The 22,197-nt window shown below is 70.9% G+C and carries 22 protein-coding genes; 14 read left to right on the forward strand and 8 right to left on the reverse strand.

Annotated features, from left to right (window positions below; all coding sequences use genetic code 11):
* Nucleotides 1-150: 150 nt before the first annotated feature.
* Nucleotides 151-1,338 (reverse strand): ROK family protein, encoded by a 1,188-nt coding sequence (locus tag ACLJQE_RS00125; RefSeq protein ID WP_410636859.1) that lies wholly within the window; start codon nucleotides 1,336-1,338, stop codon nucleotides 151-153.
* A 132-nt stretch (nucleotides 1,339-1,470) separates the two neighbouring features.
* On the opposite strand from ACLJQE_RS00125, the gene ACLJQE_RS00130 reads away from it, so the two are divergent.
* The 4 genes from ACLJQE_RS00130 to ACLJQE_RS00145 all read left to right on the forward strand — a co-directional run bounded on the left by ACLJQE_RS00130 (nucleotide 1,471) and on the right by ACLJQE_RS00145 (nucleotide 7,337).
* On the forward strand, nucleotides 1,471-2,706 hold the full coding sequence (locus tag ACLJQE_RS00130) for an ROK family protein (protein WP_410636860.1): 1,236 nt from the start codon (nucleotides 1,471-1,473) through the stop codon (nucleotides 2,704-2,706).
* 471 nt (nucleotides 2,707-3,177) lie between these two features.
* Nucleotides 3,178-4,389 carry an RICIN domain-containing protein gene (locus tag ACLJQE_RS00135; RefSeq protein WP_410636861.1) on the forward strand — a complete coding sequence of 404 codons (1,212 nt, stop codon included), beginning with the start codon at nucleotides 3,178-3,180 and terminating at the stop codon, nucleotides 4,387-4,389.
* A 240-nt stretch (nucleotides 4,390-4,629) separates the two neighbouring features.
* A complete protein-coding gene (locus ACLJQE_RS00140; protein ID WP_410636862.1) occupies nucleotides 4,630-5,487 on the forward strand; it encodes an RICIN domain-containing protein in 858 nt (285 codons plus the stop codon).
* On the forward strand, nucleotides 5,484-7,337 hold the full coding sequence (locus ACLJQE_RS00145) for a ricin-type beta-trefoil lectin domain protein (RefSeq protein ID WP_410636863.1): 1,854 nt from the start codon (nucleotides 5,484-5,486) through the stop codon (nucleotides 7,335-7,337). The genes ACLJQE_RS00140 and ACLJQE_RS00145 overlap by 4 nt, the downstream gene beginning before the upstream one ends.
* 341 nt (nucleotides 7,338-7,678) lie before the next feature.
* Here the strand turns inward: ACLJQE_RS00145 and ACLJQE_RS00150 are convergent, their stop codons facing one another.
* Nucleotides 7,679-8,401 (reverse strand): GntR family transcriptional regulator, encoded by a 723-nt coding sequence (locus ACLJQE_RS00150; RefSeq protein ID WP_410636864.1) that lies wholly within the window; start codon nucleotides 8,399-8,401, stop codon nucleotides 7,679-7,681.
* Between the two features lie 117 nt (nucleotides 8,402-8,518).
* Between ACLJQE_RS00150 and ACLJQE_RS00155 the strand changes: the two genes are divergently transcribed.
* The 5 genes from ACLJQE_RS00155 to ACLJQE_RS00175 are packed head-to-tail and all read left to right on the forward strand — an operon-like array spanning nucleotide 8,519 to nucleotide 12,756.
* A complete protein-coding gene (locus tag ACLJQE_RS00155; protein ID WP_410636865.1) occupies nucleotides 8,519-9,763 on the forward strand; it encodes an MFS transporter in 1,245 nt (414 codons plus the stop codon).
* Nucleotides 9,764-9,772: 9 nt separating this feature from the next.
* On the forward strand, nucleotides 9,773-10,567 hold the full coding sequence (locus tag ACLJQE_RS00160; RefSeq protein ID WP_410636866.1) for a putative hydro-lyase: 795 nt from the start codon (nucleotides 9,773-9,775) through the stop codon (nucleotides 10,565-10,567).
* 1 nt (nucleotide 10,568) lies between these two features.
* Nucleotides 10,569-11,318 carry a LamB/YcsF family protein gene (locus ACLJQE_RS00165; RefSeq protein WP_410636867.1) on the forward strand — a complete coding sequence of 250 codons (750 nt, stop codon included), beginning with the start codon at nucleotides 10,569-10,571 and terminating at the stop codon, nucleotides 11,316-11,318.
* On the forward strand, nucleotides 11,315-11,926 hold the full coding sequence (locus tag ACLJQE_RS00170; RefSeq protein ID WP_410636868.1) for a 5-oxoprolinase subunit B family protein: 612 nt from the start codon (nucleotides 11,315-11,317) through the stop codon (nucleotides 11,924-11,926). Before ACLJQE_RS00165 ends, ACLJQE_RS00170 begins: the two co-directional genes overlap by 4 nt.
* Nucleotides 11,923-12,756, forward strand: coding sequence for a biotin-dependent carboxyltransferase family protein (locus ACLJQE_RS00175; protein WP_410636869.1), 834 nt, complete (start codon nucleotides 11,923-11,925; stop codon nucleotides 12,754-12,756). The genes ACLJQE_RS00170 and ACLJQE_RS00175 overlap by 4 nt, the downstream gene beginning before the upstream one ends.
* Nucleotides 12,757-12,933: 177 nt before the next feature.
* On the opposite strand, the gene ACLJQE_RS00180 is transcribed toward ACLJQE_RS00175, so the two are convergent.
* The 5 genes from ACLJQE_RS00180 to ACLJQE_RS00200 form a co-directional block, all read right to left on the reverse strand.
* Entirely contained in the window at nucleotides 12,934-13,560 is a 627-nt protein-coding gene (locus ACLJQE_RS00180) for an alpha-ketoglutarate-dependent dioxygenase AlkB family protein (protein ID WP_410636870.1), read from the reverse strand.
* A 248-nt stretch (nucleotides 13,561-13,808) separates the two neighbouring features.
* A complete protein-coding gene (locus ACLJQE_RS00185) occupies nucleotides 13,809-14,867 on the reverse strand; it encodes an alcohol dehydrogenase catalytic domain-containing protein (RefSeq protein ID WP_410636871.1) in 1,059 nt (352 codons plus the stop codon).
* Nucleotides 14,868-14,896: 29 nt separating this feature from the next.
* On the reverse strand, nucleotides 14,897-15,229 hold the full coding sequence (locus ACLJQE_RS00190; RefSeq protein ID WP_354826286.1) for a transcriptional regulator: 333 nt from the start codon (nucleotides 15,227-15,229) through the stop codon (nucleotides 14,897-14,899).
* 319 nt (nucleotides 15,230-15,548) lie between these two features.
* Nucleotides 15,549-16,232 (reverse strand): metal-dependent transcriptional regulator, encoded by a 684-nt coding sequence (locus tag ACLJQE_RS00195; protein WP_086839591.1) that lies wholly within the window; start codon nucleotides 16,230-16,232, stop codon nucleotides 15,549-15,551.
* A gap of 40 nt (nucleotides 16,233-16,272) precedes the next feature.
* Nucleotides 16,273-16,713, reverse strand: a complete 441-nt coding sequence (locus ACLJQE_RS00200) for a GNAT family N-acetyltransferase (protein ID WP_410636872.1) — start codon at nucleotides 16,711-16,713, stop codon at nucleotides 16,273-16,275.
* Between the two features lie 55 nt (nucleotides 16,714-16,768).
* On the opposite strand from ACLJQE_RS00200, the gene ACLJQE_RS00205 reads away from it, so the two are divergent.
* Entirely contained in the window at nucleotides 16,769-17,086 is a 318-nt protein-coding gene (locus ACLJQE_RS00205) for a hypothetical protein (RefSeq protein WP_410636873.1), read from the forward strand.
* Between the two features lie 4 nt (nucleotides 17,087-17,090).
* Here ACLJQE_RS00205 and ACLJQE_RS00210 read toward each other — a convergent pair whose 3' ends face one another.
* Nucleotides 17,091-18,677, reverse strand: a complete 1,587-nt coding sequence (locus ACLJQE_RS00210) for an amidohydrolase (RefSeq protein ID WP_410636874.1) — start codon at nucleotides 18,675-18,677, stop codon at nucleotides 17,091-17,093.
* Nucleotides 18,678-18,778: 101 nt separating this feature from the next.
* Between ACLJQE_RS00210 and ACLJQE_RS00215 the strand changes: the two genes are divergently transcribed.
* The 4 genes from ACLJQE_RS00215 to ACLJQE_RS00230 are packed head-to-tail and all read left to right on the forward strand — an operon-like array spanning nucleotide 18,779 to nucleotide 22,074.
* On the forward strand, nucleotides 18,779-19,516 hold the full coding sequence (locus tag ACLJQE_RS00215) for an enoyl-CoA hydratase/isomerase family protein (protein WP_410636875.1): 738 nt from the start codon (nucleotides 18,779-18,781) through the stop codon (nucleotides 19,514-19,516).
* The gene (locus tag ACLJQE_RS00220; RefSeq protein WP_410636876.1) at nucleotides 19,513-21,063 is read left to right on the forward strand and encodes an ATP-dependent acyl-CoA ligase; all 1,551 of its coding nucleotides are present in this window, start codon (nucleotides 19,513-19,515) and stop codon (nucleotides 21,061-21,063) included. The genes ACLJQE_RS00215 and ACLJQE_RS00220 overlap by 4 nt, the downstream gene beginning before the upstream one ends.
* Nucleotides 21,060-21,695, forward strand: coding sequence for a TetR/AcrR family transcriptional regulator (locus ACLJQE_RS00225; protein ID WP_410638257.1), 636 nt, complete (start codon nucleotides 21,060-21,062; stop codon nucleotides 21,693-21,695). The genes ACLJQE_RS00220 and ACLJQE_RS00225 overlap by 4 nt, the downstream gene beginning before the upstream one ends.
* Before the next feature lie 58 nt (nucleotides 21,696-21,753).
* Nucleotides 21,754-22,074 (forward strand): hypothetical protein, encoded by a 321-nt coding sequence (locus ACLJQE_RS00230; RefSeq protein WP_013230128.1) that lies wholly within the window; start codon nucleotides 21,754-21,756, stop codon nucleotides 22,072-22,074.
* Nucleotides 22,075-22,197: the final 123 nt, after the last annotated feature.

Consider the following 22,197-nt stretch of genomic DNA (forward strand, 5'->3'; position numbering starts at 1 on the left):
CGCCGGCGACCGAACGACGCCCCGAAGTCAACCCGGGTGACTCGGGTCACGTCAATAACACGGCGGTAACGTTTTGTACCTAAGTTTAAGTACTGAAAGAACAACCGGTCTGGACCTGTTGATCGCAATACTTCTTGCGGTGCAAGGGTTTCAGGCGGTACGACCGCCATTGGCCAGCAGCTCGGCGATCGGCAGGGTGGCCGCACCGAGCGCCACGGCCTCGGGCCCGAGACTGCCGAGGACGACCTCGGTGCGCTCGGCCAGGTAACCGAGCGCGTGCCGGCCCACCGCGTCGCGCACCGCGGGCAGGATCGCCGGTCCCATGATCGCTCCGGCCGAACCGGAAAGCACCACCCGATCGGGGCTGAGCAGGTTGATCAGGTTCGCGATGCCGATGCCCAGGTACTCGCCCGTCTCGGCCAGCACGTCGGCGGCCGGGCCGCCGCCCTGGGCTTCGGCCACGATGCGCCCCAGTTCGTCGTCGCTTTCGTCCCCGATGACCGGTTCCTTGCCGACGCGGGCGGCGTAGTGGCGGACGACCGCATCGGTGCCGACGTAGGCCTCCAGGCAGCCGTGCGAGCCGCACCGGCAGGCCGCCCCGGCCGCCTTGACGACGGTGTGACCCCACTCGCTGGTCGTGATGCCGGGGTGCGACCGCCCGGCCGTCGCGACGGCCGCCCCGACGCCGACGCCGAGGAGGGCGACGATCGCGCGTTCGGCACCCCGGCCGGCCCCGCGCCACGCCTCGACCTGGCCGAGGGTGCGGGCTCGGTTGTCCAAATGGAGGGGCGCTTGGATGTGCGGATGGATCAGTTCGGCGAAGTTCACCCCGCTCCAGCCGAGGGTGGGCGCGTGCACGATGCCACCGTCGCGGACCGCGCCCGGTACGCCGATGCCGACGCCGAACACCAGGTCCGGATCGCCGCCTTCGAGCACTTCGGCGATGCCCGTGCACACCAGGCCGGCCACTTCGTCCGGGTCGAGCCGGGTGCCGACGAGCGGGTGGCGCACGGTGCCGAGGGTGCCGAGCGCGAAGTCGAAGAGGCCGACCTCGACGTGCGTCTCGCTGACGTCGACGCCTGCGACGTGCCCGAACCCGGGCCGGGCCGCCAGCAGCGTCCGCGGCCGCCCGCCGTCCGATTCGACCGATCCGGCCTCGGCGACGACGCCGTCCGCGATGAGCTCGGAGACAACGTTGGTAACGGTGGCGGCCGAAAGTCCCGATTCAGCTACCAGTTCCAGTCTGCTGACAGGACCGCGGAGGTAGAGCGAGGAGAGCAGCGCCGCGCGGTTGTGCCGCCTGAGGTCACGGGTCGTCTGGCGCACCACCTGGGTCACCGGGAGGATTCTGCCAGACCGCAACCCCGGCACCATGGGTTCGGGACTTAGTTCACCACTTAATACATAGCCACAACTTACGGTGATCAGGCATCCTGTCAGTGAGCCGGTAAGAGTTCAGATGGGTTGCCCATGGCGAGCAAGCGCACCACCGTCCGTGATCTGCGGCGGCACAACCGATCCCTGTTGCTGTCGAAACTGTACTTCGACGGCCCGCTGTCGAGGCACGAACTCAGCCAGCTCACCGGACTGAGTGCCGCCACGGTGAGCAACGTGACCGCCGAACTGGGCGAAGAACGCCTGATCACCGAGGCCGGCCAGGTCGAATCGGACGGCGGCCGCCCCCGGGTGCTGTTGCGCGTGGATCCGGCGTACGGGCACGTCGCGGGCGTCGACATCGGCGAAACGGGCGTCAAGGTCGAGCTGTTCGACCTGGCGATGAACCGGCTGGCGACGGTCGAGCACCCGCTCCCGAAGGCCCCCGACCCGGCGACCGCGGTCGAGCAGGTGACGTCCGGGCTGCGGGAGGTGTTCGCGAGCGCGGGCATCGACGAATCGGGCGTGCTGGGGGTCGGCATCGGCGTGCCGGGTACGGTCGAGCAGGGCGCGCAGGTGCTGGTCCACGCGCCGACGGTCGGCTGGGACGCGGTGCCGTTCGCGGCCCTGCTGCAGGAGGCCGGCGTGGGCCTGCCGCTGTTCGTCGACAACGGCGCGAAGACGCAGGGCCAGGCGGAGATGTGGTTCGGCGCGGGCCGCGGAGCACGCCACGCGGTGATCGCGCTGATCGGCTCGGGCGTCGGCGCGGCGGTGGTGACGGACGGAACGACGTACCGCGGCTCGACGAGCAGCGCGGGCGAGTGGGGCCACACGACGATCGCGTACGGCGGCCAGGAGTGCCGCTGCGGTTCACGGGGCTGCCTGGAGGCGTACATCGGCGCGGGCGCGGTCCTGGCCCGGTACCGCCGGGCGCGCGGGAAGGACATCGCGGGCGAGGACGAGCAGGCCCAGTTCTCGGCCCTGCTCGCGGCGGCACCGAAGTCCAAGACGGCAGCGCGGGTACTCGACGAAACAGCGGGCTACCTCGGCGCGGGCATCGCCAACCTGATCAACTTGTTCAACCCGGAGCGCATCGTGATCGGCGGCTGGGCAGGCTTGGCCTTGGGCGACCGGCTCCTCCCCAAGATCCGCGCGGCCGCGGGCGACCACGCCCTGCGGCACCCGTTCAGCCAGACCTCGATCCAGCTGGGCTCACTGGGCCTGGACGCGGTGGCGACGGGCGCGGCCACGCTCCCGGTGGCGGATTTGCTGGAGCAGGGAGCAACGTCGAGGATCGCCAAGCCGGGAGCCCCCAACTCCGACGCGGCGTGAATGCCGGGCTGAACCAGGCCTAGCCGACGCCCCCCAACAGAACCCACCCTCCCAGGGGGTCCATCCCCGCTCCAGCGTATCGGCCCCGCCCGACAGAAAGCCGCGCAAAGCCGCCTCCGGCCCGGGGTTGTCCACAGCACCGCTCAGTTGTGGGCAACACCGCTCCGGGACACCGGGCCACGCCCGCCCCTCACCCCGGCCGCGCCGAACCGCCACCAACGACGTCACCGAGCCGAAGCCGCCGTCTCCGGGAGTGGCGCCATCAACCAACCCTTAATTCGGGTTGAAAAAGAATGACCGTCCGACGGTTGCCCCACTTGTCTGGACCATGCATACTTTGTTGCCAGGCACAACAAAGACTCACGCACGGTCACTCCTGCCGCCGCCCCGGCAGGCGCGGCCGATCTCCCCCTCCCCGCGTTCCGTGCTGCGCGCGGAACGCCGGTCCCCACGGTGAGAGAGGCGACAACGATGTCCACCTCCAAAAAGAACCGCTGGGCGGCACTCTTCGCCGCCTGCTCATTGCTCCTCCTCGGGCAGCAGGTCCTCGCTCCGTCCCCGGCACTGGCCGCGGCCACCTTCACCGATGACTTCAACGGCCCCGCGGGCGCCGCCGTCGACGGTTCCAAGTGGCAGCTCGAAACCGGCGACAACGTCAACAACCACGAGCGGCAGTACTACACCTCCGGCACCAGCAACGCCCAGCTCGATGGCCAGGGCCACCTCGTGATCACCGCCAAGAAGGAAAACCCCGGCAACTACAACTGCTGGTACGGCCGCTGCGAGTACACCTCCGCGCGGCTCAACACCGCCGGCAAGTTCAGCCAGGCCTACGGCCACTTCGAAACCCGCATGAAGCTCCCGCGCGGGCAAGGCATGTGGCCCGCCTTCTGGATGCTCGGCGGCGGGAACTGGCCCGCCGACGGCGAAATCGACATCATGGAAAACGTCGGGTTCGAACCGAACACCGTGCACGGCACCCTCCACGGCCCCGGCTACTCCGGCGCCGGCGGCATCGGCGCCGCCTACAGCGGCCCGAACTTCTCCGACGACTTCCACACCTACGCCATCGACTGGGCCCCGAACCAGATCAAGTGGTACGTCGACGGCAACCTCTACCAGACGCGCACGCCCGCGGACCTGAACGGCAACCGCTGGGTGTACGACCACAGCTTCTTCCTCATCCTCAACCTCGCCGTCGGCGGGTACTGGCCCGGCGATCCCAACAGCAGCACGCAGTTCCCGCAGCAGCTGATCGTCGACTACGTGCACGTCACCAACACCGCGGGCAACGGCGGCGGCCGGACCGGCACGATCACCGGCATCGGCGGCAAGTGCGTCGACGTCGCCGGCGCGAACAGCGCCAACGGCACCCCGATCCAGATCACCGACTGCAACGGCAACGCCGCGCAGAACTGGACCGTCGGCACCGACGGCACGATCCGCGCCCTCGGCAAGTGCATGGACGTCTCGGGCGCGGGCACCGCGGACGGGACAGCGGTACAGCTCTACGACTGCAACGGCACCGGCGCCCAGCAGTGGGTCGTGACCGGCGCGAAGGACATCGTGAACCCGAACGCCAACAAGTGCCTCGACGCCACCGGCAATTCGAGCGCGAACGGCACCCGCCTGCAGATCTGGACCTGCGGCGGCGGCGCGAACCAGAAGTGGACCACTCCCTGACCCCACGACCTTTACCACCAGGAGTTCCCAGTGCGGCGAATCCTCGTCGCGCTAATGGGGTGTGCCCTGTTAGCGCTTTCCTTCCTCACGGCCGGATCAGCTCAGGCGGTGGTCGAAGCGGGTCCGTCCGCGAGCCAGCTGCTAGCCAAAACCCAGTCCTGCCGGCAAATCTCGAGCGGCAGTTATTCCTACGACGAAGGCGGTGCGGCCACCGTACCCGTCTGCCAGGCGAACGGTGCCGTGTTCTTCACGGCCGACATGGACATCGACTGCGACGGCGTCCGCACCACGCACTGCAACGAGAACACCGACTGCTGCTTCTACCCCGACACCGCGTTCCACACCTCGACCGACCAGCCGCTCAACGCGGCCCAGCTGCCGTACGTCGTCCTTCCCCAGCCGACGTCCACATGGGACTACCGCAACCACGGCATCGACGGTGGTTCCGTAGTAGCGGTGATCTACCACAACCAGGTGACCTACGCCGTGGTCGGTGACACCGGCCCGGCGAGCATCATCGGCGAGGCGTCCTACGCCACCGCCGTCAGCCTCGGCATCAACCCCGACCCGAAGACCGGCGGCACCGAGGGCCCGGTGACGTACATCGTCTTCCCGAACACGCACGTCGACCCGATCGAAAACCACGCCAACGCGGTCAGCCTCGGCGAACAGGTCGCGACGCAGTTCGCGGGCGGCACGACGACGCATCCGACCGGTAACGCCGGGCCGATCACCGGCCTCGGCGGCAAGTGCGTCGACGTCGCCGGCGCGAGCAACGCCAACGGCACCGCCGTCCAGCTCTACGACTGCAACGGCACGAACGCTCAACAGTGGACCGCCGGCAGCGACGGTTCCCTCAAGGCGCTCGGCAAGTGCCTCGACGTCACCGGACAGTCCACAGCGGACGGCGCGCAGCTGCAGCTCTGGGACTGCGGCGGCTCAGGCGCCCAGAAGTGGACGGCGAACGGATCGCGGAACCTCGTGAACGCCGGTTCCGGAAAGTGCCTCGACGCCACCGGCAACTCCAGCGCCAACGGCACCCGCCTGCAGATCTGGACCTGCGGCGACGGCGCGAACCAGAAGTGGACGCTCTCATGAGAAAACTGCTCACACTGCTCGGCGTGACCGCGCTCGCCGCCGCCACCTTCGCCGCGCCCGCGCAAGCCGCGGGTGAAACGGTCAACGTCTGGCTGACCACGACCAGCGACTCCGGCGGCCGGACGGTCACGCGCGGCCTCCAGCAGCAGGCACCGGTCACGTTCGCCGCGGGCACCGGCGCCGGCGGCGTGACCATCAACGTCGACGAAGGCACCACCTACCAGCAGTTCGAAGGCGGCGGAGCGTCCTTTACGGACACCGCGGCGTGGCTGATGAACTCCAGCGGGGCACTGTCGCAGGCCACCCGCGACGACACCATGCGGAAGCTGTTCGACCCGAACAGCGGCATCGGGCTGAGCTTCATCCGCAACCCGCTCGGCGCGTCCGACCTGGCGCGCTACAGCTACACCTTCGACGACCTGCCGACCGGGCAAACCGACCCCGACCTCACCCACTTCTCCATCGCCCACGACCAGGCCGACGTGCTGCCGCTGACCAAGCAGGCCAAGCAGCTGAACCCGCAGGCCAAGGTGATGGCGTCGCCGTGGAGCGCGCCGCCGTGGATGAAGGACAACGACAGCTACCTGCTGGGCTGGGTCGAATCGCAGTACTACCCGGCCTACGCCCAGTACTTCGTCAAGTACCTCCAGGCCTACCAGGCCGCGGGTGTGCCGATCGACTACGTCTCGATGCAGAACGAGCCGACGTGCTGCGCGAGCTACCCGTCGACCAACTGGAACGGCGCCGGGCTGGCGTACTTCGCGAAGAACAACCTGCTTCCCGCACTGCAGGGCGCCGGTCTGTCCACAAAGGTCCTCGCACTCGACTGGAACTGGGACACCTACGCGTCCTACGGCGCCCCCACCCTGGACGACCCGGCGATCCGCACCCACCCGAACTTCGGGGGCGTCGCGTGGCACGGCTACGGCGGCGACATCGCCCAGCAGACCACCACGCACAACCAGTACCCGAACGTCAGCGCGTACTCCACCGAGCACTCCGGCGGCACCTGGATCCCGAACCAGCAGGCCGAGGACATGAACAACATCGTGGACTACACCCGGAACTGGTCGAAGAGCTTCGTCAAGTGGAGCCTCGGCGTCGACCAGAACATGGGCCCGCACAACGGCGGCTGCGGCACCTGCACCGGCCTGATCACCGTCCACAACGGAGACTCGCGCAGCGGGCAGGTCGACTACACCGTCGAGTACTACACCATGGGCCACCTGACGAAGTTCGTGAAGCCGGGCGCCTACCGGATCGACTCGAACGACAACTCGGCCGTCCGCAACGTCGCCTGGAAGAACCCGGACGGTTCGAAGGCGCTGATCGCGTACAACTCCGGCACCGGCAACCAGAGCGTGCGCGTGAACTGGGGAAACTCGTCGTTCACCTACACCCTGCCCGGCCGCACGTCGGCGACGTTCACCTGGAGCGGCAACCAGGGCACCGGCGGCGGCACCGGCAAGACCGGCCCGATCACCGGCCTCGGCGGCAAGTGCGTCGACGTCGCCGGCGCGAGCAACGCCAACGGCACCGCCGTCCAGCTCTACGACTGCAACGGCACGAACGCTCAACAGTGGACCGCCGGCAGCGACGGAACCCTGAAAGCGCTCGGCAAGTGCCTCGACGTCACCGGACAGTCCACAGCGGACGGCGCGCAGCTGCAGCTCTGGGACTGCGGCGGCACGGCCAACCAGAGGTGGGCGGCCACCGCGGCCCGCGACCTCGTCGGCGCGGGCTCGAACAAGTGCGTCGACGCGACCGGCAACTCCAGCGCCAACGGCACCCGGCTGCAGATCTGGAGCTGCACCGGCGCCGCCAACCAGAAGTGGACCGTGCCCGCATGAAGAAACGAGCAGCAGTGGCAACCGGGGCTCCGCCACCCGGAACCCCCGAAAAGATCTTCGCCCGCTACGCCGGCTGACCCCGGCCGCTCGGCGTAGGGCTGCCGGGCCGCGGCCCTGGGGAAGCGGCGACCCGGCAGCGTGGGTCCCGTCTGCCGCTGGGGGTATCCGGCGACGGAACCGCCCCCCGAGGCTATCGACCGCACATCGCGGACGGCTCGTGCTCGGGCCGTCCGGACGCCAACCCTGCCCGAACGCCCCAATGTGGCCTTCGGTGCGCTCAACGCACCCAATGTGGCCTTCGGTGCGTTGAACGCACCCAAGGCCACCTTGGGGCGCTTGGGCTACTCTGCCGCGATCGCCGCGCGGGCCGCGTCGGCGCGGTCGGCGTACGCGCCCACCAGCTGTTCCTCCGCGTCTTCGAGGTACTTCATCAGCAGCTGTTCCGCGCCCGGCCCGTCGCCGGCCTCGATACGGTCCAGGATTTCGTGGTTGCGCGGCAGGTAGCGCTCGTGGAAGCGCCGCGGCTCGGCCATGATGTGGAACACCAGCCGCAGCTCGGCGGTCAGCCTGCCGACCAGCTCGTTCACGCGCTCGCTGCCGGACAGCGCGGCGAGTTCCTGGTGGAACCAGACGTTCGCGGTGCCGAGGTCCTTCCAGTTGCCGGTGCGCGCGGCCTCGTCCCCGATGTCGACCTTCTCCTTGATCCGCGCGAACGACGCCGGCTTGGCCTTCAGCCCGCGGACCGCGGCACACTCGATGATCTTGCGCACCCGGTAGATGTCGACGACGTCCTCGACGCTCGGGATGCGGACGAAGACCCCGCGGTTGAGCTCGTGTGCGAGCAGCCGCTCGTGCGTGAGGAGCCGGAACGCCTCGCGGAGGGTGTTGCGGGAGACGCCGAGCGCGTTGCCGATGTCCTGCTCCGACAGCCGGCCGCCGGGCAGGAAGAACCCCTCCGCGATGCGCTTGCGGAGGACGCCGGCGACCCGCTCTGCCGTGCTCTTGCGCGTGACGAGGCCGCGGTCGGCCTCCAGGCCGGGGACCACGTCGTCTTCGTTGACCACGTCACCGAGGGTACCCGGCCCGCAGAGGACGATCCAACTGGACTCTTGTGGAATTGTTCAACAATCCCTACCGTGTGAGGCACGCCACGATGAGAGACACTGGCCAGGAGGTGCCCCATGACTGCCACAACCGCTACCGAGGCCCGGCCGTTCGATTGGTTCCGCACGCTCGGGAAACGCGGTCGCCGCGCGTTCGTGGGCGCGTTCGGCGGGTACGGCCTGGACTCGTTCGACTACCAGACCCTCCCGCTCGGCCTGGCCGCGATCACCGCGTACTTCGCCATTTCGAGCGGCGAAGCCGGGCTGCTCGGCACGACGACGCTGGTCGTCTCGGCCCTCGGCGGCGTCGGCGCCGGCATGCTGGCCGACCGGATCGGCCGGGTCCGCACCCTGCAGATCACCATCGCGATGTACACGATCTTCACCGTGCTCTGCGGCTTCGCGCCCAACTTCGAGACGCTGCTGGTCTTCCGCGCGCTGCAGGGCCTGGGCTTCGGCGGCGAGTGGGCGGCCGGCGCGGCGCTGGTCGCGGAGTATTCGCAGGCCAAGTACCGCGGCCGGACCGTGGCGTTCGTGCAGAGCGCGTGGGCGGTCGGCTGGGGTCTCTCGGTGGTCGTCTACACCGTCGTCTTCAGCCTTGCCGGCGACGATCTGGCGTGGCGCATCATGTTCTGGACCGGCGTCATCCCGGCGCTCTTCGTGCTCTGGATCCGCCGCAGCGTCAAGGACGCTCCCCGCACGGAGGAACGCCGGCTCGCCACCCCCACCAGGGGCACACTGCGGCAGATCTTCAAGGGCGACCTCCTGCGCACGACCTTCTTCGCCGCGCTGCTGGCCACCGGCGTCCAGGGCGGGTACTACACGATCTCGACGTGGCTGCCGTCCTACCTGAAGAAGACTCGCGAGCTGACCGTGATCGGCACCGGCGGCTACCTCGCGTTCCTGATCACCGGCGCCTTCGTCGGGTACGTCTGCGGCGGCTACCTGACGGACCTGCTGGGGCGCAAGAAGACCTTCCTGACGTTCGCCCTGCTCTCGGCCGCGCTGATCGTCGCGTACACGCAGATCCCCAAGGGCGCCAACGGGCTCGTGCTGGTGCTGGGCTTCCCGCTCGGCTTCTCGATGTCCGCGATCTTCAGCGGGTTCGGCGCGTTCCTCGCCGAGCTGTACCCGACACCGCTGCGCGGCACCGGGCAGGGCTTCACGTACAACTTCGGCCGCGCGGTCGGCGCGATCTTCCCGACCATCGTGGGCTTCCTCGGCGCGGGCGGCGCGATCGTGTTCGGCGCGATCGGCTACGGCATCGCGGTGCTGGCGCTGCTCGGCCTTCCGGAGACCCGCGGTATCGAGCTCGTGGACTGAGGGGGCGGCATGACGACCTTCGACGAACCGGCCACCTACACGCCGGCGCAGGCACGGGCGGCGTTCCGCACCGGCACCGCCCACCCCACGACGGGCTGGGCGAACGGCTTCACCCAGACCAACCTGATCGCCGTCCCCGAAGACTGGGCCTACGACGTCCTGCTGTTCTGCACCCGCAACCCGCAGGCGTGCCCGCTGCTGGACGTCACCGACCCCGGCGACCCGGCCACCCGGCTCGCCGAGGACGCGGACCTGCGCACCGACCTGCCGCGCTACCGGATCTGGCAGAACGGCGTGCTGGCCGGCGAGGTGTCGGACGCGACCGGGCTGTGGCGCAGCGACATGGTCGCCTTCTCCATCGGCTGCAGCTTCACGTTCGAGACGGCGCTGGCCGCCGAGGGCATCCCGCTGCGGCACGTCGACCAGGGCCGCAACGTCGCGATGTACGTGACGAACCGGCAGTGTGAGCCCGCCGGGCGGCTGTTCGGCCCGATGGTGGTGTCGATGCGGCAGATCCCGGAGGACCGGGTGGCCGACGCCATCCGCATCACCCGCGCGATGCCCGCCGTGCACGGCGGCCCGGTGCACATCGGCGACCCGGGCGCGCTGGGCATCGACGACCTGTCCCGGCCGGACTTCGGCGATCCGGTGGCGGCGGAGCCGGGTGACGTCCCGGTGTTCTGGGCCTGTGGCGTCACGCCGCAGGCGGCGCTGATGGCATCGCGGCCTCCCTTTGCGATCACCCACGCGCCGGGGTACATGTTCATCACCGATCGGTACGACAGCGAATACCGGGTGGGCTGAAATGGATCTGAACAGCGATCTCGGCGAGGGCTTCGGCGCCTGGACCATGGGTGACGACGAAGCCATGCTCGACATCGTGACCAGCGCGAACGTCGCGTGCGGCTTCCACGCCGGCGACCCGTCGGTGATGCGGCGGGTGTGCGAGCTGGCGGCCGAACGCGGCGTCGCGATCGGCGCGCACGTCGGCTACCGCGACCTGGCCGGCTTCGGCAGGCGCGCACTCGCCATCGCGCCGGACGATCTGGTGAACGACGTGCTGTACCAGATCGGCGCGCTCGACGCGTTCGCCCGCGCGGCCGGCAGCCGCGTGACGTACGTGAAGCCGCACGGCGCGTTGTACAACACCGCGGCGGTGCACGCCGAGCAGGCGGCGGCGATCGTCGAGGGCCTGCGCCGCTACGACCCGGCACTGGCGCTGCTCTGCCTGCCGGACTCGGAAATGCAGCGAGAGGCGGAAAAAGCAGGCGTCGTCGCGTACGCGGAGGCGTTCGCGGACCGGGCCTACACCGCGGACGGCAAGCTCGTGCCGCGCGGGCGGCCGGGCGCGGTCCTGCACGACGCCGACGTGGTCGCCGAGCGCGCGGTCGGCATGGCGACCGGCGGCGTCGTCACGGAGAACGGCACCAAGCTCGAAGTGCGCCCGGATTCCCTGTGCGTGCACGGGGACACCCCGGGCGCGGTCGAGCTGGCCCGGCGGATCGAAGCGGCGCTGACCGAGGCGGGCATCCAGCTCGGCGCGTTCACCGGATGACCGTCCGGCTGCTGCCGTGCGGGCGGCGCGCTGTCCTGGTCGAGCCGGACGACGTGCTGGGGTTCCAGGCGGCACTGACGCAGTCGCCGCCGGACGGGGTCGTCGAACTCGTCCCGGCGGCGCGGACCCTGCTGGTCCGCTTCGACCCGGCGGTGACCACCGCGGAACGGCTCGGTGCGGTGCTGCGTCAGGTGTCCCCTGTGGACAGTGTGGCGGCCGAGGCGGGTGAGGTGGTGATCCCGGTGGTGTACGACGGCGAAGACCTGGCCGACGTCGCCGCGGAGACGGGGTTGAGCGTGGCTTCGCTGATCTCGCGGCACACCGCGGGTGCGTACGTCTCGGCGTTCTGCGGCTTCGCGCCGGGGTTCGCCTACCTGACCGGATCGGACCCCGCGCTGCACGTGTCCCGGCGGTCTTCGCCACGCACCCGCATCCCGGCGGGCTCGGTGGCGATCGCCGGCGAGTACAGCGCGGTCTACCCGAGCGCGTCACCGGGTGGGTGGCGGTTGCTGGGCCGGACCCGCGTGCCGGTGTGGGACGTCGAGCGCGACCCGCCGAACCTGCTGCCGCCGGGCACCCGGGTCCGCTTCACGGCGGTGCCGTCGTGAAGCTCGAAGTCGTCCGGCCCGGGTTCGCGACGACGGTGCAGGACCTCGGCCGCCCGGGCCACGCCGCCCTCGGCGTCGGCCGCTCCGGCGCGGCCGACCGCGGGTCGTTCCGGCTGGCCAACCGGCTCGTCGGGAACCCGGCGGGGGCAGCGGCCCTGGAGGTCACGCTCGGCGGGCTGGTGCTGCGCGCGACGGGCGTGACGACGGTGGCGGTCACCGGCGCTTCCTGCCCGCTCTCGAAGGGCGGGCCGAACGGGCCGATCACGTTGTGGCCGGGTGAAGAACTGGCGTTGGGCACGGCGGTTTCGGGGCTGCGTTGCTACGTCGCGGTGCGCGGCGGGATCGACGTGCCGCCGGTGCTCGGCTCCCGCGCGACGGACACGCTCGGCAAGCTGGGCCCGCCACCGGTGACGGCCGGGATGCTGCTGCCGATCGGCCCGGCCCCGCACGCGTTTCCCGTGGTGGACCTCGCGCCACGGGCGGCGTGGCCCGCGGAACCGGTGCTGCGCGTGACGCCGGGACCGCGTCGCGACTGGTTCACCGCCCCGGACGAACTGCTGTCCGCGGTGTACACGGTGTCCCCGGATTCGGACCGCGTCGGCATCCGGCTGACCGGGCCGGCGCTGACCCGGGCGCGCCACGACGAGCTGCCGTCGGAGGCGTGCGTACCGGGGTCGCTGCAGGTGCCGCCGTCGGGCCGGCCGATCCTGTTCCACGCGGACCACCCGACGACCGGCGGCTACCCGGTGATCGCCGTCGTCGAGGAGGAGGACCTCGACCTCGCGGCCCAGCTGCGCCCCGGCCAGACCGTGCGCTTCCGGCCGGCGTAGAGCTTTCCTCCCGCGTCGTGAGCGGCAGGCCGGTCAGCTCCGCCTGCCGCTCACGACCACCAGCCAGGCGACGTTCGTGACCGCGATCGTGAGCCACGCCGGCCGTGACGATGCCGGACCAGCCGTCGGTCCGAGCATGGTCGAACGTCCCGAAAGCACGTGCTCACCGGCCCGGACCTAGTAGCCGGACACCCGCAGCGTGATGTTCAGCCGCCCGTCGAGGCCCAGTGCCGGGTCCGCCGTGCCCGGCAGCGTCTTCGGCACGCCGTGGTAGGCGAGCCGGGACGGGCCGCCGAACACGAACACGTCGCCGGAGCGGAGTTCGACGTCGGTGTACGGCCGGCCGCGGGTTTCGGTGTTGCCGAAGCGGAACACGCAGGCGTCACCGAGGCTGACCGACACCACCGGCTCGAGGCTGCGCTCGTCCTTGTCCTGGTGCAGCCCCATCTTCGCGGTGGCGTCGTAGAAGTTGACCAGCGCGATGTCCGGCGCGTAGGCCTCGGACGGCTCGCCGTACGCGGCCGCCAGTGCGCGGCGGCCGAGGTCGCCGAGCCAGTCCGGGAACGGCAGCACCGGCGTGCCGTCGCCGGTCGTGCGCGAGTAGCCGTACGGGTACCAGTGCCAGCCGAGGCAGACCGACTTCACCGACATCACGCCGCCGTTCGGCAGCCGGGTGTGGCGGTAGCCGGACCAGCCGCGACAGGCCTCGACCAGTGCGCGCTGTTCGTCGAGACCGAGCCAGCCGGGCAGGTGCACCGCCCCGGGCGCGACTTCGGCGCGCGGGCGCGGCAGGAGGGCGTCCATCACCTCGATTGTGCCGGAAACCCCCGGCGCACACGGTAAGTGATCGTCGAGGGCACCACACGATGACCGCGGAACGTGACATCCGCAGCAGCGAACACCCGCAGAAGTCGCCCTAATGGGCCAACGGGACGCTCCTGCGGCCACATTTTCTCACCGTGGGCCACCATGAACTAGACGTTCCCACAGCGGAATGTCACAAACCAGCGTGGATCAGCTACGAACGGGTCTCTTGACCTCGCCGCCGCGTATCAGTCACGGAACGTCACGACGGTGACGCCCGCTTGCGCCGGCACCGGGTCGTTCATCGCGGCCAGCGCGGCCGGGACGTCGTCGAGCCCGATGCGCCTGCCGATCAGCGCGGCGAGGTCGATGCCCGCCGTCTCGACGACGCGCAGCAGCTCCGGGTATTCGTGGGCCTGGAGCCCGTGGATGCCGACCAGCTCCAGTTCGCCGCCGATGACGCGGTGCATCGGGATCGGCGCGATGCCCTGCGCGGGCGGCATCAGGCCGGCCTGGACGTGCCGGCCGCGCTTGCGCAGGCTGCCGACCGACGCCGCGCAGGTCGACGGCGAACCGAGGCAGTCGACCGAGACGTGCGTACCGCCGCCGGTCAGCTCGCGCACGTGCGCGGCGACGGCTTCGTGGCCGTCGAAGACCGAGGAGTCGACAGTGACGGCGGCGCCCGACTCCGCGGCCAGTGCCAGAGCGGGCAACGAGACGTCGACCGCGACGACCTTCGCGCCGGCCGCGACGGCCAGCAGCACCGCGGAGATCCCGACGCCGCCGCAGCCGTACACCGAGACCCACTGGCCCGCGGTGACGCGCCCCTGCCGCAGCACCGCGCGGAACGCCGTGCCGAACCGGCAGCCGAGGGCCGCGGCTTCGGCGGCACCGAGCGAGTCCGGCAGCGCGACCAGGTTCGTCTCGGCGTGCTCGATGGCGACGCGCTCGGCGAACGACCCCCAGTGCGTGGCGCCGGGCTGGAACTCGCGGTCGCAGATCTGCTGGTCACCGCGGGCGCACTGGGCGCAGGTGCCGCAGGCGCAGACGAAGGGCACGGTGACGCGCGCGCCGAGCTGCCAGCCGCGGACGCCTTCGCCGAGCGCGACGATCCGGCCGGCGAGCTCGTGCCCGGCGACGTGCGGCAGCGTGACGGCGGCGTCGTGCCCCTGCCAGGTGTGCCAGTCGCTGCGGCACACGCCGGTGGCGTCGACCTCGATCACCGCACCGCCCGGCGCGGCCACCGGCTCCGGCACGTCCCGCACGACGGGCGGGACGCAGAACTCCTCCATCACGACAGCTCGCATGGCGCGAGCCTAGCTTCCGTTGCCACCGCTCAATTGAGCGCGTGGAACCGTGTTCTGCTGCGCGGCGGCCCGAGGAGCTTGCTGAGCGAGCCGTCCGGCACGTTCAGGATGTCCTCGAGATTCCGCAGGGCCTCCAACGATTCCGGCCGCTCCGGCCGGCACCGTCCCGATTGCCAATGGCTGAGGGTGGCCAGGCTGACCGTGGTTCCCCTGCCGCGCAAGCGATAGCGGATCCGCTCGAGGCCGAGGCCGCGGGCCCGGATCGCCGCCCGCAGGGCCACGTCGAACGGTCCGGCAGCCAGCAGCCGGCTCAGCTCCGCCTGTTCCCCCCGGTCGATGGTGCGTGTTCGCTGACCGGTCATCACAACGCTCCGAAGCACTCCCGATTACGAACACTGGAGCGTAGGCGCAGCTCCGCAAGATCGGAAGGGCTCTCACCCACCTGCCTTGCGTTCCGCACGGCGATCGCGGCGAACGGTTCGGCGTAGCCCGAGTTGATCGTCACGGAGGAAATCCCCCACCGCTCCCGCCGGCCGGGAAGCTTTTCCGTGGCCGCGCCGGGATCCCCGGGCAGGACGGTCCCGCACCACAATGGACTGCGCCGCGGCTTTCGGTGGTCCGCGGCGGCCAGGAGAGGGGGACGATGTCGGGTTCTTGCGCGTTCATGGCGTTCGCGACCGCTCAGCGCAGGGTGACCGACAACGCCTGCGCGATCTCCTTGCCGATGGCGTGCGTGGCGGCATCCGGCGGCGACCCGACCTTGACCACCATGGGTCCCCCGAACGGCTGACGCTCCACGACCTCGATGCGTTCGCCCAGGTTGATCGCGTGTTCCGTCAGGTACCTCAGCAGCTCCGGGTCGGTGTCCCAGACCCGGACGATCTCGCCGACCGCGCCCGGCGGGAGGTCGTCCAGGATGCGGACCGGCAGCTCCTCCACGCTCCCGTCCGGGGCCGGGATCGGGTCGCCGTGCGGGTCGCGGACCGGGTTGCCCAGCTTCGCCGCGATGCGCTCGACCAGGCGGTCCGACACCGCGTGCTCCAGCGCGTCCGCCTCCGCGTGGACCTCGTCCCACGTGTAGCCGAGCTCCGACACCAGGTACGTCTCGATCAGCCGGTGGCGCCGGAGCACCGAACGCGCCAGCAGCCTGCCGTCGGCCGTCAGCTCGATGCCGCGGTACGGCGCGTGGGTGACCAGGCCGAGCTGGGACAGCTTCGTGACCATCCCCGACGCCGAGGACGGGCTGACCTCCAGCCGGCCGGCGAGCGACGCGTTGGTGACCGCCTCTCCCCGCTCGACCAGGCCGTAGATCACCCGGACATAGTCCTCGACCGACGAGGACCTCCGGACCGAACCATCTCCCATACCGCATACGATACGGGGCGGGGTTCTTTCTCGTGAAAGTTCACGGCCGCCAGCGGTAGCGGATCCAGCCCGGGACCGGCTCCGCGCCGAGCTGGGCGTAAAACGCTTCACCCTTTTCGTTGCCTTCCTGCATGTCCCATTCGACGCGGCCGGTCGTGCGGTTGCGCAGCTCGTCGAGCAGCTCGCTGCCGAGCCCGTAGCGCCGGTGCGCGGGTCGGACGTACAGGTCGTCCAGCCAGATCCCCGGCCGCGCCTCCCACGTGGAGAAGTTCCAGCTGCAGAACGCGAAGCCGGCCACCGTGCCGGGCTCGCCGGGCGGGGTCGCGATCAGCACCCACGCCTTCGGGTCCGGCCCGAACAGGTGCCCGCTCATCTCGGCGCGGTCCAGCTTCAGGTCGTGGTTGTCCTCGTAGACGGCGTGCTCCTCGATGAGCGCGCAGATCTCTTCGATGTCCTCGAAGACGGCGTCGCGGACGGGCATCTCGCCTCCCGGTTTTGTCGGTGGTGGTCGTTACTGTCGGGCTCGGAGGTGGTCGATGTCACCAGAGGAGAAGTTCGAGGACCTGGTCGACGAGTTCACCGGACGCCCGGGCATCACGCCACCCGGCACGTCCGGCGGGTTCGGGCGCACGGCGCTGCGCACGAACGGCCGGATCTTCGCGATGTTCGTCCGCGGGCAGCTGGTGCTCAAGCTGCCCGGGAGCCGGGTGGACGAGCTGGTCGAGGGCGGGCACGGCGTGCGCTTCGACGCCAACAAGGGCACGCCGATGAAGGAATGGCTGGCGCTGGACACGGGGTCGCCACAACCCTGGGCCGCGCTGGCCGAGGAAGCACTCGAATTCGTGGGGAGGTGAGTCATCAGGCTTGGTAACGCAGTTCGCCGCCGACGGCGGTGCCTTGCACGGTGAGGCCGTCCAAAGCGGACTCGTCCAGGGGCGACCCGGACAGCACGGCGAAGTCGGCGAGCTTCCCGGGTTCGAGCGTGCCCAGGTCACGCTCGGTGAAGGTCGCGTACGCGGAGCCGTAGGTGTACGCGCGCAACGCCTGCTCCGGCGTCAACGCCTCTTCGGGCGCGAAGGGCGCGCCTGACGCCGTGCGCCGACGCACCATGTCGGCGAGCGCGAGCAGCGGTGCGCCGTTCACGACGGGCCGGTCCGAGGACGCGGGGAGCACGCAACCCGCGTCGAGGACGCTTCGCAGCCGGTAGCACCAGGGCACGCGGGACTCACCGAGCGCGGCGCGCATGCCGTCGCCGAGCTCGTTGACGAACCGTCCCTGCGGTGACGGGATGAGCCCGAGCGAGGCGAGCCGCGTCAGCTCCGCGGGCTGGAGCACCGCGCAGTGCTCGATGCGGTGCCGGTGGTCCGGGCGCGGCGAAGCGGCCAACGCGGCTTCGTAGGCGTCGAGGACGACGGTGATCGCGCGGTCGCCGATCGCGTGCGTCGCGATCTGCCAGCCCGCTTCGTGGGCGCGGCGGATCGTGCGGGTCAGCTCGTCCTCGGGCACCTGGAAGTAGCCGCGGTTCTCCGGCTCGCCGTCGAACGGGTCGTGCATCGCGCAGGTGCGCCCGACCAGGGAGCCGTCGGCGAACAACTTCATCGGGCCGACGCGCAGCCACTCGTCGCCGAGGCCGGTGCGCAGGCCGAGGTCGAGGCCGAAGCCGGCGCCGTCGGGCAGGTCGTGCAGCACGCTCGCGGCGACCATCACCGTGCTGCGCACGCGCAGCACGCCGCGGTCGCGCGCCTCCTGGTAGGCGGCCAGCTCCGCGGGTGTCTCCCCGACCAGGCCGCCGCCGATCCCGGCCTCCTGGACGCTGGTGATGCCCTCCGAGAGGTACCGCTCGGAGGCCCGGTCGAGCCCGCGGACCACGCGCGGAACCGGCGTCGGGTACGTCAGCGGGCGCAGCAGCAGCTGGGCCTGCTCGCGCAGCAACCCCGTCGGCGAACCGTCCGCCGAGTGCACGACGTCCCCGCCGACGGGCACGTTCGCCAGGTCGAGCTGATCGAGCACGGCCGAGTTGACCACGGTCATGTGCCCGGACGTGTGCTTGAGCCGCACGAGCATGCCGGGGGCCGCCCGGTCGAGCCCGTGCCGGTCCGGGTGCCCGCCCGCGAGCTTGTTCTGGTCGTACCCGCTCCCGACCACCCAGCTCCCGGCCGGCAGCGTCGCGGCCCGCGCGGCGACGGCGTCGTAGACCTCCTCGACGCTGCGGCAGCCACCCAGCGGGACGTCGTCGAGGGCCATGCCGAACCACGCCATGTGGTTGTGCGCGTCGTGGAACCCGGGCACCACGAACCCGCCGGCGAGGTCGACGCGGGCGCGCGCGGAGAGCCCGAGAGCGTCGTCCCCCAGCGCGACCACCCGGCCGTGCAGCACGGCCAGTGCGCTGGTGACGCCCGCGCCCGTCCACACCGTGGCGTTCTCGTAAACCGCATCGACCCGCATTTCCGCCTTCCTCCCCACCGCCACCCTCAACGGAGGCGCTTCGCGCCGCGGCAACATTCGGAGACTATCGATCGATCGATCGAACGTCTAGCATCGGCTTCATGCCCACCGTGGAGTTCGCCGTCGAGGACGGCATCGCGCAGATCCGGCTGAACCGGCCCGAGCGGCTGAACGCGGTCGCCGCCGTCCTGGTCGACGACTTCCTCGCCGCCCTCGACGCGGCCGCCCGCAGCGACGCCCGCGTCGTCGTCCTGTCCGGGAACGGGCGCGCCTTCTGCGCCGGCCACGACCTCAAGGAGCCGACCCCCGCGGGGGACTCGCGGGCGCGGCTGGACCGGCTCCAGGACGTCACGCGGCGGCTGCGCGGGCTGCGCCAGCCGGTGATCGCGGCGGTGCACGGCTACGCGATCGGCGCCGGCGCGGAGTTCGCGCTCGGCTGCGACCTGATCCTGGCCGCCGAGGACGCCGTGTTCGCGTTTCCCGAGGTCTCGCTCGGCTTGAGCGTCACCGGCGCGGCGTCGCGGCTGCTCCCGCTGCTGGTCGGCCCGCTCAAGGCGAAGGAGCTCCTGCTGCTCGGCGAGCGCTTCGACGGCCGGAAGGCCGCCGAGCTGGGCATGGTCAACGCCGCCGTGCCCGCCGAGCGGCTGCCGGCCGAGGCGCTGAGCTGGGCCGAGCGGATCGCGGCGCACCCGCCGGCCGCCGCCGCGATGGCGAAGCGCGTCCTCGACACCCCGATCGACGTCGAGCCCGCCCTCGAACTCGAGGTCAGCCACGCCCTGATCACCGAGCACTCGGCCGCCGTCGCCGCGTCCACCGAAGCCTTCCGGAGCCGGACATGACGCCCCTCACCGAGATCGGGACCCTCGCCCAGCTCGTCACGCGGGCCGCGGCGCTCTGGCCGGACCGCACGGCCTGGGTGTTCGACGAGACCGGACGGCGCTTCACCTTCGCCGACGTCGACCGCGAAAGCACCCGGTTCGCCGCCGCGCTCGCCGGGCGCGGCATCGGCCCGGGCGACCGGGTCGCCGTGATGCTGCGCAACCAGCCCGAATTCCCCCTGATCTGGCTGGCGCTGGCCAAGATCGGCGCGCAGCTGGTGCCGGTCAACACGAACTACCAGGAGTTCGACGGCGCCCACATCCTCCGCCATTCCGGCGCGAAGCTGGCCGTCGCGGCGCCGGAGTTCACCGGCCTCCTCGGCCGCATCGCCCTCACCGAGGTCACCACCCCAGCGGCACTTTCACGTGAAAGTGCCCACCTGGGGGCGGCACTTTCACGTGAAAGTGCCGCGTTCACGCCGGTGCCGGAGACGCCGGTCAACGTCCAGTACACCTCCGGGACGACCGGCGCGCCGAAGGGCTGCGTCCTGCCGAACCGCTACTGGACGACCCTCGCGGTGAGCCTGGCCACCGACTTCCCCGCCGTCGGCGAGGACGACGTCATCCTCACCGCGCAGCCGTTCCACTACATCGATCCACAGTGGAATGTCGCGCTGGGGCTCGCCGGCGGCGCGACCCTCGTCGTGCTGGACCGCTTCCACCCCAGCACGTTCTGGGCGAAGGTGCGCGAGCACGGCGTCACCTGGTTCTACTGCCTCGGCCTGATGCCGACGCTGCTGCTGCGCCAGGAACCCGCTGACACCGACCGCGACCACCGCGTCCGCGCGATCTGCGCGTCGGCGATCCCGCACGACCTGCACGCCGAGCTGGAGGCCCGCTGGGGTGTGCCGTGGTACGAGGCGTTCGGGATGACCGAAACCGGCGGCGACATCCGGATGACCCTCGCCGACCACGACGAGACCGTCGGCACCGGCTGCATCGGGCGGCCGAGCCGCGACCGCGAGGTGCTGATCGCCGGCGACGACGGGAAGCCGGTGCCCCGCGGGGAAACCGGGCAGCTGCTGATCCGCGGGATCGGCCTGATGCACGGCTACCACGACGATCCGGACGCGACGGCCAAAGCGTTCGAAAACGGCTGGTTCCACACCGGCGACCTCGCCCGGATGGACGCCGACGGCCGCGTCTACTACGTCGGCCGCACGAAGGACATGATCCGCCGGAGCGGCGAAAACGTCTCCGCCGACGAGGTCGAGCGCGCGCTGCTGCTGCACCCGGCGGTCCGGCTGGCGGCCGTCGTCGCGGTGCCGGACGAGCTGCGCGGCGAGGAGATCAAGGCCTACGTCGTGTGCGACGGCGACCGGCCCGGCCCGGCCGAGCTCGCCGCGTTCTGCGCCGGGAAACTGGCCTACTTCAAGGTTCCGCGGTTCTGGGCGTTCCCCGACGCGCTGCCGATGACGCCGTCGGAGCGGGTCGCCAAGGGCGAACTGCGGAAAGCCGCCGACCCGCGTGCCGGATCGTGGGACGCGAAGGCGGAAGCATGGCTGTGAGCACCCGGGAGCGGGTCCGCGCGGCCGCGGTGAAGCTGTTCGCCACCAAGGGCTTCCACGGCACCGGCATCCGGGATCTGGCCCAGGAGGCGGAACTCTCCTCGGCCAGCCTGTACCACTACATGGGCACCAAGGAAGATCTGCTCGCCGAGATCATGCGCACCGCGCTGAACCGGCTGCTCGCCGCGGCCCGCGAGGCGACCGCGGGCGGCGGCGACCCGGTGCACCGGCTGCGCACGCTGGTGGCGCTGCACGTCCTCGCGCACGCCGTCGGCCCGGCGGAAACCCGGGTGGTGGACAACGAAGTCGACGTCCTGTCGCCGGCCGCGCGCGAGCCGGTGGTGGCGCTGCGGGACGCCTACGAACGGCTTTGGGCGGCCGCGATCGACGAAGGCGTGGCGGCGGGGGTGTTCCGTGTGGAGCACCCGGCGGTGACGCGCCTCGCCCTGCTCGAGATGTGCAGTGGCGTCGCGAGGTGGTATTCCCCACGCGGCCCGCTGGCGCTGGACGAGCTGGCGGAGCACTACGCGGAACTGGCGTCCAGGGCGCTGGGCTGCACGTCCGCGCCCGGCGTGACCGACTTGCGACGGTGCCGGGAAATCGTCGCGAAAGAGTGGGGAGCGTCCGTTTAGCGGCGCTTTTACCTGTGTACGCCTTGCCCAGACGGCGTGCGTGGGGGACGCTCGAAGGGTGACTGAGGAAACGATCCAACTGGAACTGGACGACTCGGGTCTCGCGCCGGGCCTCCCGGCGCCGGAAAACCCCCGCGATCAGGTGCAGGATGTCCCCTATCGCCCCGTCGAGTTCCGCGATGACGATCTCCCCACCGCCCTGGCGCGGTGCTCCGCTTGGCTACGGCAGGCGCAGGAGTGGCTGGGCGAGCCGCTCGACGTCCTGGCCATTCACCTCGACTACGACGACCGCCAGGGTTCGCCGTACTACGACGTGAAGCTCCTGTGCAACGAAGAGGACCTCGCGGGCGTCCCGATCGCCATTCGCAACAAGAAGTAAGCAGGTTGAAGGACCGTCAAGGCCACCTCACGGACAGCCGGGAGGTGGCCTTGACGGCTTTGACATCCGGGGCTTCGCCCCGGGCCGGGGGCTCCGCCACCCGGACCCCCGAGAAGCTTTCCG

The sequence above is a fragment of the Amycolatopsis sp. lyj-346 genome, from assembly GCF_046548975.1.
Lineage (GTDB): Bacteria > Actinomycetota > Actinomycetes > Mycobacteriales > Pseudonocardiaceae > Amycolatopsis.